Source organism: Bacillus sp. B19-2 (assembly GCF_022832475.1).
Taxonomy (GTDB): domain Bacteria; phylum Bacillota; class Bacilli; order Bacillales; family Bacillaceae; genus Bacillus; species Bacillus paralicheniformis.
Genome location: NZ_JALHKQ010000001.1, coordinates 1,112,516 through 1,127,335, shown reverse-complemented (window position 1 = coordinate 1,127,335; position 14,820 = coordinate 1,112,516). Strand labels below are relative to the sequence as shown.

The window sequence follows — 14,820 nt, the reverse complement described above, 5'->3', positions numbered from 1 at the left end:
GAACAGGAGGCAGGGAAAAAATATGACACAAAAACATGAGATTCAGGATATTTATCCGCTTTCTTATATGCAGGAAGGCATGCTCTTTCACACCCTTCTTAACAAGGACACACAGGCATACGTCGAACAAGCCTCATTTTCAATGACAGGAAAGGTTGACACCGCCATTTTTCAGAAAAGCATCGCTGTTCTGTGCGCCCGGCACGACATTTTCAGAACGATTTTTGTCAGTCAACATGTATCCGTTCCGCAGCAGGTCGTCTTAAAAGAACGGACGATCACCGTTGAAGAAAAAGATCTGACTCATTTGGACCGATCCAGCCAGCTCGCATTGATCGATGACGTCAAAAAAACAGACAGAGCCAAAGGATTTCATTTGCAAAAAGATGGATTGATGCGCGTCATTCTTTTCAAAACAGGAGAACGCGAATTTACATGCATATGGAGTTTCCATCACATCATTATGGACGGCTGGTGCCTCGGGATTGTCCTGAAGGAGTTTTTCCATATATACGCTTCCCTTTTGCACCAAACACCATTAAAGCTTGAGCCTGCTGTGCCTTACAGGAGCTATATTCAATGGCTGATGGAGCAGGACAAAGAAGCCGCCGCCCGGTACTGGGAGGGTTATCTTGAAGGATATGACCAACAGAGCCGGCTGCCGAAGCAAAAAAAAGCGGGCGCCAAAAACAGACAAGAAGAAGTCACCTTTACCCTTTCTAAAACAGTTACGGATAAGCTGAAAGAGCTGGCCGCAAAGGAAGAAGTCACATTGAGCACAATTTTTCACACGCTTTGGGGAATGTTGCTGCAAGCTTATAACCAGACGGATGATGCGGTTTTCGGTTCGGTTATATCCGGAAGACCGTCTGAAATTGCAGGGATAGAGCGGATGATCGGCCTTTTCATTAACACGGTGCCGGTACGCGTTACCGGTACAAAAGTGCCTTTTGTGAAACTGATCAAACAAGTGCAAAAAGATGCGCTCAATGGGCAGCCGTACAGCTACCACCCGCTCTATGAGATACAGGCGGAATCCGCCGTCAAACAAGGCTTAATCGACCATATTCTTGTTTTTGAAAATTATCCTGTTGAAAAAGAAATCGCACTGCTGAACAGCGGACAAGATGCAGAGGATCTCTTTCGCATTCATGATTTCAACATGGAAGACGAGACCAACTACAGCTTTTATCTGATGGTGGCACCAGGTGAAAACATTCATCTCAAAATGAGATTTGATTCCGGCAGTCATGAACGTTCTTTCATCGAAAACGTCAAAGGCCATTTGCAGCATATCATCGCACAAGTGCTGGAAAATCCGAATTTGACCCCGGAGGAATTGACGATCACAACACAGCAGGAACAAAAAGACCTGCTCAGCCCGTTGAAAATAGAGACTAAACAGCGTGAATATGAAACGATCCAGTCGATGTTCGAACGTCAGGCGGCACAATCCCCTGCTGAAAAAGCCATTCACTATGAAGGGCAGTCGCTCACTTATAAAGAGCTGAATGAAATGGCAAACAAACTTGCACGCCTTCTCCGAAAACGGGGTGTCAAACGCCAGGAGCCGGTGGCGATCATGGTCGAACGATCTCCCGCATTAGCGGCGGGAGTCCTCGGCATTTTAAAAGCGGGCGCGGCTTTTGTTCCGATTGACCTGAGCCATCCTGCCGAACGCATTCGCTATTGCATAGAAAACAGCGGCTGTCAGCTCATTGTATCACAGCGTCATATGGCGGCTTTAGCAAAGTCAGCCGCAACAAAACGATCTGTGACATTCATAGAAGAAGCAGATGCGGAAAGAGACGGAAGCAATGTTGAGACGGTAAACACAGCGGAAGATTTGCTTTACATCATCTATACATCTGGAACAACGGGGAAACCGAAGGGTGTTTTATTTGAACATCGAAATATGGCCAATTTGCTTCATGACCAATTTGAAAACTCACGTATTGATTTCAAAACAAATGTGCTCCAGTATGCATCTTCTGCGTTTGACGTCTGCTATCAAGAATTGTTTACAACTTTGCTTAGCGGCGGCACGCTTTGCATCGCGCCTGAATCAATCAAGCGCGACCCAGCTCAGTTGTTTTTGTTGATTAATACACAGCGAACAGAAGTCGTCTTTTTCCCGACGGCTTTTGTGAAGATGCTTTTTAACGAGGAACACTATGCGAACCACTTTCCAAACTGTGTGAAGCATGTCATCACAGCAGGGGAGCAATTGACGGTCTCGCATATTTTTAAGGCATTGCTAAAGCGGCGCGGCATACACTTGCATAATCATTACGGCCCGGCGGAAACCCATGTCGTCTCGACATGCACCATTCATCCTGAGGACGGCATCCCGGATTCTCCGCCGATCGGAAAACCGATCAGCCAAAACGCCTTGTATATCCTTGACAAATACAAACGGCTTCAGCCCTGCGGTGTAGCAGGGGAGCTTTATATATCCGGCGCAAGCGTCGGGAGAGGATATGTTAACAATCCAGTCTTGACAAAACAGACATTTTTGCCTGATCCGTTCAGAGCGGGAGCCGTCATGTATCGAACAGGAGATATAGCAAGGCTTCGTGCAGACGGACAAATGGACTATATCGGCCGGACGGATGATCAAGTGAAAATCAGGGGCTACCGGGTCGAACCGAAGGAAATTGAGGTGACATTGGCAAATCATCCTGCTGTTAAGGAAGCGGTTGTCCTGGTTCAAAAAGACAGTGAAGGGGAACATGAATTGTGCGCATACTACAGCACGCGGAAACCGATCGACCCTTCTGCATTGCGTCACGATTTGGCCGACGCCATCCCCGACTACATGATGCCAGTAAAATGGACTGCTGTGCCAGCGATTCCGCTTAACGTAAATGGAAAAGTCGATAAAAGCGCCCTCCCAGAACCAACATCATCCGCTTCCCATCAGTCATACGCCGCACCTCGCAATTTGAACGAGCTCAGGCTATCACAGCTTTGGGAAGGTCTACTGAAAAGAGGGCCGGTTGGCATCCGCGACAACTTTTTTGAACTGGGCGGCCATTCTTTAAAAGCAACATCGCTCATCTCTCGCATCGCCAAAGAATGGAACGTTCAGATTCCGTTAAGTGATGTCTTTGCCCATCCGACCGTAGAAGGGTTGGCAGCAGTCATTAGTGAAGCGGAGGAAAACCCGTTTGCTTCGATTCAGCAAATAGAGAAGAAGGAGACATATCCGGTTTCTTCCGCACAAAAACGGATGTATGTTCTGCACCAGCTTGATAGCGGAGGAGTCAGCTACAACATTCCGGCCGTTTTGGAGCTGACAGGCGCGCTCGATCGACAGAGGGTGGAAGCTGTATTTCGCGAACTGATCCGCCGGCATGAACCCCTTAGGACATCATTCGAAGCAGGAGAAGACGGCGAGCCGGTGCAGCGGATTCATGAAAAGGTGCCGTTTGCTTTTTCAAACGAATCTTCATCTGAATCATTTATCCGGCCGTTTGATCTTGGAAAGGCTCCGCTTTTCAGGGCGGGCTTAGTGACCATTGAAAAAGGACGATATCTGCTTTTAGTGGACATGCACCATATTATTTCAGACGGTGTCTCCATCCACTTGCTCATGCAGGAATTCAGCGAGCTGTATAAAGGACATGAACTGGCCCCGTTGCGCATTCAATACAAAGACTATGCAGCATGGCAAGAAACATTCAAAACAAGCGACATATACAAACGGCAAGAATCGTATTGGCTCAAACAACTGGCCGGTGAGCTGCCAGTGCTCGAGTTGCCGACGGACAAACCGCGGTCCGCGGCAAAAAGCTTTGCAGGTGACAGGGTTACGTTCGTGATCTGTCAAGAGCTTACATCACGTTTACAACAGCTCGCAGGAGAAAACAGATGCACACTGTATATGACGCTTCTTGGGATATACACCGTTTTATTATCACGGCTAAGCGGGCAGGAAGAGATCATCGTCGGTTCGCCGATCGCGGGCAGACCGCATGCTGACCTTGAATCCGTGCTCGGAATGTTTGTGAACACATTGGCTTTTCGAACACGTCCGGTGAGCGGAGTATCTTTCAAACAATATTTACAGGATATTCGAGAAACAGCGCTAGAAGCCTATGAACACCAGGACTATCCGTTAGAGGAGCTGGTTGACCGCCTCGGCGTTCAGCGGGAGATGAGCCGAAATCCGCTCTTTGATACAACGTTTGCACTGCAAAATATGGAGCGGCAACAATTGTCGATGGAGGGGCTTGAGCTTCGGCAGAAAGATATCAGCCACCCGATTTCTAAATTCGACCTGTCACTGTACATGGCCGAAAGCGGCGGACAGATATATTGTCAATTTGAATACAGTACAGATTTGTTTGAACGGAAAACGATTCAAAAATGGGCCGATTTTTTTAAAACTTTGGCTAAAAACACTGTACAGCATCCGGAGTTGGAACTGGACCATTTGTCAATCCTTTCGAAAAAGGAAGAAAGCGCACTTCTGCAAAACTTCAGCCCGATGCAAAAAATCGATTTCCCGCTGGATCAGCCGCTTTATCATCAGCTCGAGCAGCAGGCGGAAAAGACGCCTGATCGTCCGGCCGTTTTGGCGGATGGCGTCTCCATCTCCTACAGAGAACTGAATGAACGGGCCAATCAAATTGCATGGAAGCTGATTGGTCTCGGTATTCAACAGGAAGATGTGATTGCCGTGATGGGGCGACGTTCACCAAATATGCTGATTGGAATTTATGGCATTTTAAAAGCGGGAGCTGCTTACGTGCCGATCGACCCGGACTACCCTACAGAACGGATCCGTTTTTTAATGAAGGACAGCGGCGCAAAGACTTTGCTTGCAGAATCTAATCTTGCCGAAACATTGATGTTTGAGGAAACCATTTTGCCGCTAGATGGCGGGCCCGAGAATCACGGAGAAGCGGCAGCCAATCCGAATCTCCCGGTGCCGCCCGATGCCTTGGCCTATATCATCTATACATCCGGCTCAACAGGACGCCCAAAAGGCGTCATGGTGGAACACAGGTCCGCGGTCAATTTTTTATACTCACTTCAAACCCGCTACTCACTTAACGACTCGGACATCATTCTGCATAAAACGTCTTATTCGTTTGACGCTTCAATATGGGAGCTGTTCTGGTGGCCGTTCGCCGGGGCTTCTGTTTATCTGCTTCCTCAAGGAGGGGAAAAAGATCCTGAAATCATCTTAAAAGCGCTGGAGGAAAAGAAAGTCACAGCCGCCCATTTTGTCCCTTCTATGCTTCACTCATTCTTGGAATATATGAATCATAGAAAAAAACCGGCCGACATCAGACATTTAAAAAGAGTTTTTGCAGGCGGCGAGCAGCTGGGGGCACACCTCGTCTCCCGTTTTCATGAGCTTCTGCCGGGGGTGGAATTGACAAATTCCTACGGACCGACGGAAGCGACGGTAGAAGCGGCATACTTTGATGTCCCTAAAAGGAAAACACTTGACCATGTCCCGATCGGCCGATCAGGACACAATATGAGACTCTATATTTTAAATAAAAAGCGGCAGCTTCTGCCGTTAGGCTGTCGAGGAGAACTGTATATCGCAGGCGCGGGCGTCGCAAGGGGCTACTTGAACCGTCCGGAGCTGACAGAAGAACGGTTTCTCGATGATCCCTTTTATCCAGGGGAACGCATGTATCAAACGGGCGATCTGGCGAGATGGCTCCCGGACGGCACCGTTGAATGGCTGGGCCGCATGGACGGCCAAGTGAAAATCCGCGGCTACCGAATCGAACCGGGAGAAGTCGAAGCGGCGCTTCGCCAGATCGACGGCGTACGGGAAGCGGCGGTTGTCGCCCGGACTGAAGGGGGGGAGACCGAGCTTTACGCCTATATTGAAGGTCAGGATCAACAGACCGTAAGGACAGAACTGACCAAACGCCTGCCGGCCTACATGATGCCTTCGTCCTTCATCGAGATGCGTGAGTGGCCTGTTACACCAAGCGGTAAGCTTGACCGCAAGGCGCTGCCCGCACCTCTTGAAGCGGCTGAGCGCAGCGCTTACACCCCGCCGCGAACCATCACGGAAATGAAGCTCGCCAAGCTTTGGGAAGAGGTGCTGAAATACGGCCCTGTCGGCACTCGCGATCACTTTTTCGAACGGGGCGGCCACTCGCTGAAGGCAACTGCACTCGTCTCCCGCATTGCCAAAGCGTTTGGCGTGCAGGTGCCGCTGAAGGAGATTTTCGCCAAGCCGACATTGAAAGAGCTCGCAGCCGTGATTCAGGAATTGGATGAAAGCCCTTATGCAGCGATTGAACCGGCGGAAAAACAAGACACCTACCCGGTGTCCTCAGCGCAAAAGCGGATGTATGTGCTCCAGCAGCTTGACGAAGACAGCACAGGCTACAATATGCCGGCAGCGCTCGAGTTGACAGGTCCGCTTGACCGGACGCGTCTTGATGAGGTTTTCAGGCAGCTGATCCGACGCCATGAATCGCTCAGGACGTCGTTTGAAACCGGGGCATACGGCGAGCCTGTCCAGCGCATCCATGACAAAGTTCAATTCCAGCTGACAGAGGAGGCATCAACAGAACACTTTGTCCGTCCGTTCCAGCTCCAAGAAGCGCCGCTTTTCCGTGCCGCTCTTGTGCAGGAGGCGGAGGAGCGCCACTTGTTATTGGTGGACATGCATCACATTATTTCCGACGGGGTGTCTGTGAACACGCTCATCCGCGAGTTTTGTGAGCTGTATGCAAACCGGACACTTGCCCCGCTGCGGATTCAATATAAAGACTATGCCGTCTGGCAGCGGTCATTCAAAAAGGGGGAAGATTACAATAAACAGAAGGACTATTGGCTGAAGCGTCTTGACGGCGAGCTGCCGGTGCTTGAGCTTCCGACCGACAACGCCCGCCCGGCGGTGCGCCGCTTTGGCGGGGAACATGTGTCTTTTTCACTTGATGAGGACACTTCAGCAGGTCTTTATCAGATCGCCCGCGACAACGGCTGCACCCTGTATATGGTTCTTCTCGCCGCGTACAGCACCCTTCTTGCCCGGCTCAGCGGACAGGAGGATATCATCATCGGTTCGCCGATCGCCGGACGCCCGCACAAAGACTTAGAACCTGTCATCGGCATGTTTGTCAACACATTGGCGATCCGAACGCATCCGGCCGAAAACAAATGTTTCAGCGATTTCTTAAGAGAGATCCGCGAAACGGCGCTTGAGGCATTTGAACATCAGGATTATCCGTTTGAAGAGCTTGTCGACCGGCTCGATGTCGTCCGTGATATGAGCCGCAATCCGCTGTTTGACGTTATGCTTGTCGTACAAAATATGGATCGCCAAGAACTTTTCCTGAATGGACTGCATATTCAGCCTGCCGATATGCCTCAGACTGGGGCGAAGTTTGATCTGACGCTGCAAGTTTCAGAAGGGGATGAACGGATACATTTTCGGTTTGAATATGCATCATCTTTATTTAAACAAGATACGATCGAACGCTGGGCATCCCATTTCACGACAATGCTTGAGCACATTGTCCATGCGCCGCAGACAGCGTTACATGACATCAGCATGCTGACAGCTAAAGAACAAAAGCTGCTGATGACAAACTTCAACAGAATGCCGGAACAACACCGCCCTAACATAACCGTTCACGAATTATTCGCCCGCCAGGCGGAAAAATCGCCGAGTGCAACTGCACTCATCACTCGGGAAGGTGTGCTCACTTATCAAGAATTAGACGAATGGTCCAACAAAATAGCGAGAACATTGCAAAATCAAGGGATTGGTCCGGATCTCACTGTAGGTATTATGATTCCTAAATCAACAGGCTTGATCGCAGCCGTTCTCGGAACCTGGAAAGCGGGGGGCGCCTATGTCCCAATTGATCTTGAATATCCGGATGAGCGCAAACAATATGTATTAGCCGACAGCGGAGCAAAACTGCTGATCACCGATAAAACGGCAATTCATCAAGTACCTGATCGTTTTAAAGGCGAAGTGCTTCTGATTGAAGATGTACAGGAACAGGACACCTCACCTATTCTAACTGCTTCCGGGCCGGATCATTTGGCCTATATCATCTATACATCAGGTACGACGGGCAAGCCAAAAGGCGTCATGGTGGAACACAGAGGAGTCGCTTATACAGTTCAGTGGCGCAGTGCTTTTTATGAATTTCATGATCATGATATCGTACTTCAGCTTTCCTCATTTTCTTTTGACGCATTTGTCACAAGTATGTTTGCACCGCTTATATCAGGAGTGCAAACCGTTATCCCGGCTGAGGAAGAAGCGAAAGACATTCTCGCTATAAAACAATATCTGGCCGATTACGGCATTACGCATATGAATCTCGTTCCGATTCTATACCGGACACTGCTTGACGTATTGCAGCCGGAAGATGTACAAACACTGCGACTTGTCACATTAGGAGGCGAAGCGATTGAACCGAATTTGCTGGAGCGCAGTTTCTCGCTCCGCCCTGACATAGAGATTTCCAATGAATACGGACCGACAGAAAGCAGCATCACGGCCACTGCAGCCAGAAGATTAAAACAGCAGGAAAACGTCACGATCGGTCGGCCGATCGGTTATACAAATGTTTATATTTTAAAAGGAGATCACTTGCAGCCTATCGGTGTCACCGGAGAACTTTGCATTACAGGACCGGGACTTGCAAGAGGATATATCAATCTTCCTGAGCAAACGGCAAAAGCCTTCGTTCAAGATCCGTTTCATCCGGATCAGCGCATGTATCGGACGGGGGATTTGGCGAAATGGTTGCCGGACGGCACATTGCAGTATGTCGGCAGGATGGATGAGCAAGTCAAAATCAGAGGCCACCGGATAGAGATTAAAGAAGTTGAAGCGGCACTCTCCGGCCTTGCCGTAGTAAAAGAAGCGGCAGTGTTGGATTCTGTTACCGCAGCAGGTCATAAGGAACTGTGCGCTTATATCGTTGTTGAAGACGGCGCAGATTGCGGCATAGTGCGCAAAGCTTTGGCCAAAAAAGTGCCGTCTTACATGGTACCGGCGTTTTTCCAGACGCTTGATGCATTGCCTACCATGCCAAACGGGAAGCTGAATAAGCCCGCACTTGCAAAGATTCCGCCCAAGGGAGAGACTAGGCAAACATTTACGGCTCCAACCACCGATATTGAAAAAGAATTGGCTGCCATCTGGTGCGGGGTGCTCGGTGTGGACAAGATCGGAACTGATGAATCATTTTTTGAGCTTGGCGGGGATTCCATTAAGGCATTGCAAGTCTCTGCGAGATTGCATCAATCAGGAAAGCAATTGGCCGTAAAAGATATCTTCAGCCATCCGACAATCCAAGAATTGGCGCCATATGTCAGTTCATCACAACAACCGATCAGCCAAGCATCTGTAGAAGGCGAGATTACATGGTCACCGGTGCAAAAATGGTTCCTGTCTCAAGATATAAAAGAAGCGCACCATTTTAATCAGTCGGTTATGCTGCATCGGTCAAATCCGTTAGATGAAGATGCATTGAGGAAAACGCTAAAAGCGATAACCGTCCATCACGATGCACTCAGGCTAATATGCGCCAAAGATGAACGAGGGAACTTGCGCCTTTACAATCGTCCAGCGAACATCGGGGAGGACCAGCTTTACAACCTGCGAATCTTCAATCTGACCGGCGAGCCAAAAGATCATGAACACATCATCAAACACCAAGTTCGCAAGCTGCAAAAAGCAATGGACTTGGAAAACGGGCCGCTGGTGCAAGCCGGGCTTTTCCGCTCAAGTGAAGGAGATGACTTGTTTCTTGCTATCCATCACTTGGCCGTCGACGGCATATCATGGCGGATTATCCTGGAAGACTTGGCATCCGGCTATGAGCAGGCGATTCGCGGAGATGACATAGCACTCCCGCCAAAAACCGCATCATTCCAGACATATACCGAGCAATTAGCCAAGTATGCAGAAAGCCGGCGGTTATTACAGCAAGCAGACTATTGGCGCGCCATCGAACAACATGAAACAGTTGCACTGCCAAAAGAGCAGACACATATCGGCAAATCCGCTTTGAAAAAACGTAACACCGTATCATTTACTTTAGCTCAACAAGAAACAGACGCGATCCTAAAAGATGTGCACAATGCTTACAATACGGATACCCAAGACCTGCTATTGGCGTCAGCGGTACTCGCTATATGGCAATGGGTGCCGCAAAAGGCGCTAAAAATCGCGCTTGAAGGGCACGGCCGTCAATCTGAGGCGGCAGATCACGATATCAGCCGAACCGTAGGATGGTTTACTTCCATATATCCAGTATTGCTTCAACTTGAACACAATACATGGGATGACCATCATGAAGAATATATGATCCGCACATTAAAAACAACAAAAGACACGTTGAGACGGATACCTGATAAAGGATTTGGATACGGTGTTCTCAAATATATGACACCGCCTGAAAAAGCAAAGATTGAATTCGGCAAAGCACCCGATATCACCTTTAACTATTTAGGACAATTTGAAATCGGAAACCGTGCGCAAACCGAAACAGAACAGCTTGATGCATTTACATTTTCTCCTTTGGGAGGCGGCGAGGATATCACCGGCACTTGGAAGCGTGAACAGTCGCTGGACATCAGCGCACTCGTAGCCGAAGGCAAACTGACCGTTAACATGACATATGAAACAGGTCGTTTTCAAAAAGAAACCATTGAGCGGCTTTCCCAAGATTGCCAGTACTATCTCAGAAAGCTGATGAACCATTGCCTCGGCAAAACTGAAACAGAGAAGACCGTCAGCGACTTTGATGATCGCGAGCTGACCGAGGAAGCTTTTAAAAATATCACCGACTTACTCGGATTTCATTAAACGAGCGGAGGGAAACAATGGATCATACACAAAAAATCCAAAACATTTATCCTTTAAGCCACATGCAGGAAGGAATGCTTTTTCATTCTTTCCTGCAAGACGAAGGAACCGCATATATTGAACAGTCCGTCTTCACAATAAGGGGTCAGCTCCATTTAGACTGGCTCCAACAAAGTGTCCAATCGATCATCGACCGCCACGATATTTTCAGAACGGTTTTTTTGCCTCATGTTGCCGGGCTGAAAGAGCCGCGCCAGGTCGTTTTACGCGATCGATCCTTTCAGTTGCATGCTGAAGACTTGACCGAAATGCCGGAGACTGATCAAACCGCATATATCAACCAGTTTAAAGAGCGGGACCGGCGGAAAGGCTTCAATCTGCAAAAAGATATGCTGATGCGGATTTCTCTGTTCAAAACGGCGCCGGAAAAACACGTGTGTGTATGGAGCCATCACCACATCTTAATGGACGGCTGGTGTCTCGGGATCGTGCTGCAAGAATTTATGCAGTTGTACAAATCCATCTATACGGGTGAATCTGTGCCTTTAGATCCTGTTCAGCCATACAGCGCATATATTTCCTGGTTGTATGATCAGGACAAAGACAAAGCCAAGGAATATTGGAAGAACTACTTGACAGACTTCAATGCGCCAACAGGTCTTCCGAAAGTGTCTGCAAAACCTGCGGAAAAGGGATATCGGCAGAAAGAGCTGATGTTTTCATTAGACCGAAAGTTAACGGCGAGACTCAAAACAATCGCCAAACAGCATGGAGCCACACTCGCCACGCTCATCCAAACCGTGTGGGGCTTAATGCTTCAGCGCTATAACCGGACAGATGATGTCGTCTTCGGCTCTGTCGTTTCCGGCCGTCCTTCCGTGATTCCGGGCGTTGAGAAGATCATCGGTTTATTTATCAATACTGTGCCGGTGCGAATCAAGACCGAGAGCGAAAATGAAACCTTTTCAGAGCTGCTTCGCCGCTCCCAAAAAGAAAGGCTCGCTCAAGACATGTTCAGCTTTTATCCATTGGCTGACATTCAGTCGCATATCGCTTTCAAACAGAATGCTATTGACCATATTTTCGTTTTTGAAAACTACCCTTTGCAGCAAATGCAAGACTCGGCAAACCGCGCCGGATCACCGCTTCAGATCGAAAATGTAAAAGTGTCGGAGCAGTCAGGCTACAACTTCAACCTCATGATTGCGCCGGATGATGAACTCGTCATCAAGTTCATTTACAATGCAAACGTTTATGATGAATCATGGATTGACTGTGTGAGGGGCCATCTGCTGGAAGCCCTGCGAAGAGCGGCGGAGGACACCGATATCCCCGCCTCCAGGCTGCCGATGATCGCGCCTGACGAAAAAGCCCGGATCATCGGGGAATTCAACGATACAAAAACGGATTACGATACGAACAAAACAATCGCCGACTTGTTTTCCAATCAAGTAGAGAAAACGCCGGAGCATATCGCATTACATGCCGGCGGCTTGACGATGACATACCGGGAGCTGGATCAAGCATCCACTGCATGGGCCCGCATCTTCCAAGAACAAGGCTTAAAGAAAAACGGAATTGCCGGCATTTTAGCAGAGCATTCACCTGAATTTATCATCGGAGTTCTTGCCGTTTTGAAAGCGGGCGGCGCCTATCTCCCGCTCGATGCCGAACTGCCGCCTGAACGAATCAGCTATATGCTGAAAGAAAGCGAAGCGGACGTATTGGCCGTTCAGAAAGGACTCAAGACGGACATTGATTTTCCGAAAAAAGTGTCGATATCCAAGGAAGCGCAATTGGCACCTGTCAGCAATATAAACATAGATACGCGTCCGGATGATCTGGCTTATATCATGTATACGTCAGGTTCGACAGGCAAACCAAAGGGCGTAATGATTTCACACCGCAATGTCGTATCACTGATCTCAAACAGCAATTACACATCAGCCGATACAAATGACCGATTAATCTTAACCGGTTCACTCGGCTTTGACGCCATCACATTTGAAATATTCGGAGCGCTCCTGAAAGGAGCATGTCTTCATGTTATTGACCGCTCGACGATGTTGACTCCTGCCCGTTTTGGCAGCTATTTGCTTCACCATGATATTACAGTGCTGTTTTTAACAACGGCTCTCTTTAACCAGCTGGCACAAGCCCAGCCGGACATGTTTTCAGGACTCTCCACTTTATATGTCGGCGGGGAAGCTTTGACGCCTGCACTGATGAATACGGTCAGACATCGGTGCCCAAACCTGAAGCTTTATAACATATATGGTCCGACGGAAAATACAACATTCTCTACATTTTATGAAGTCAAGCAAGATTTTTCACATGCGATTCCCATCGGAAAACCGATCAGCAATTCAAATGCCTTTATTGTTGACGAGAGCGGTCAGCTTGCGCCGATCGGCGTTCCTGGCGAACTTTGCGTCGGCGGCGATGGGGTTGCAAAAGGATATTTGCACAGACCTGATTTGACGAGTGAAGCATTTGTAGAGCATCCGTTTCAACCAGGTGAAAAAATGTACAAAACCGGCGATCTGGCACGCTGGCTGCCAGACGGCAACTTAGAATATATCAGCCGGATGGACCGGCAAATCAAAATTCGCGGCAAACGAACAGAACCGGCTGAAATAGAAGCGCGGCTCATCGAGATTGAAGGCGTTCAAGAAGCGGCTGTCATCATTAAAGAAAAAAACGAAGAAGCGTTCCTTATCGCATACTATGTAAGCGATGATCAAACAGAAGAAAAAACAATCCGTTCATTACTATCAAGGCAGCTTCCCGACTATATGATTCCTCATGATTGGGTTAAACTGGACCGCATGCCTCTTTCGGCAAACGGCAAAATCGACCGCCGCGCGCTGCCTGCACCTGAGCAAAAAACGGCTTTGAAACAGATCGTGCCGCCAAGAAACTGGGTCGAAAAAGAACTGATTGACATATGGAAACCTATCCTTGGCGTGAAGGAGCTCGGTATTGAAGATGACTTTTTTGAACTTGGCGGTCATTCGCTAAAGGCTCTTCAAGTCATTCACCAGCTGAAAAACAGCCAGGGGATCGATATTCCGATTGAATTATTATTCGAGAATCCGACAATTGAACAAATGGCTGATAAGCTGTTTTCACATGAGCTGCGCGCCTCGGCCGTACAGCATGTCAGCAGACTGAATCCGCCGACCGGAGTGAACCTTTTCTGCTTCCCTCCCATTTCGGGCTTCGGGATATTTTATAAAGATCTCGCTGCCAAGCTAAACGGCATAGCGACCGTGTACGGATTTAACTTTATTGAAGAAGACAGCCGTATGGAACATTACGTCAACAACATCATCAAAAAACAGCCTCGGGGCCCTTATATCCTGCTGGGATATTCAGCGGGAGGCAACACGGCTTTTGAGATTGTCAAAGAAATGGAAAATCGCGGTTTGGAGGTCAGCGATCTCATTATTGTCGATGCGTATCAAAAGAAACAAGCATTGCCGCCTCAGCCAAGCAGCGCCTCGGCAGAAAATGTTCCCGCTCACCTAAGGGAAGCAGTCATCAAAAAGACGGCAAACTATCAAAAGTATTGGGCGCAATTAATCAATAGCGGCCAAATCAACGCAAACATCCACTTTATTGAAGCCGGCATTCAGACGGAGCAAATCGACAGGTTCATATTGCAAAAATGGGCTGACGCCACAACAAGAAACTATCAAGAGTATAAAGGAGCCGGGCCGCATCAGGATATGTTCGAAACTGCCTTTCTGTCAAAAAACGCCGAGATCATTCAACATATCCTCACAAACAGCGGCAAACATGCAGAGCATTCCCGGTAAAAGCCGTCCAAACACCAACAGGCCTGAGCCAAAACATTGAGAGTTCTAAAGCGATTTCTTCAGCTTTAGGACTTTTTTCTTTCAAATCATCATAAGCTGTAAAGAACAGACAAGACCCGGCTGAACCTATGGCAGGAAACAGGATAAGCTACTTCACTTTCAAATTCGCACAATGAA

The 14,820-nt window shown here is 48.5% G+C and carries 2 protein-coding genes; both read left to right on the top strand.

The genetic code is table 11. The features are described from left to right. The first annotated feature begins 22 nt into the window (after positions 1-22). Positions 23-10,822 (top strand): non-ribosomal peptide synthetase, encoded by a 10,800-nt coding sequence (locus tag MST20_RS05790; RefSeq protein ID WP_243940708.1) that lies wholly within the window; start codon positions 23-25, stop codon positions 10,820-10,822. A 17-nt stretch (positions 10,823-10,839) separates the two neighbouring features. Continuing rightward, positions 10,840-14,643 (top strand): non-ribosomal peptide synthetase, encoded by a 3,804-nt coding sequence (locus MST20_RS05785; RefSeq protein ID WP_243940706.1) that lies wholly within the window; start codon positions 10,840-10,842, stop codon positions 14,641-14,643. The last annotated feature ends 177 nt before the right edge of the window (positions 14,644-14,820 follow it).

What these genes read in the sequence shown, in the direction of transcription:
- MST20_RS05785 (WP_243940706.1), top strand. Translation starts at nt 10,840, where the DNA reads ATGGATCATACACAAAAAATCCAAAACATTTATCCTTTAAGCCACATG.
- MST20_RS05790 (WP_243940708.1), top strand. Translation starts at nt 23, where the DNA reads ATGACACAAAAACATGAGATTCAGGATATTTATCCGCTTTCTTATATG.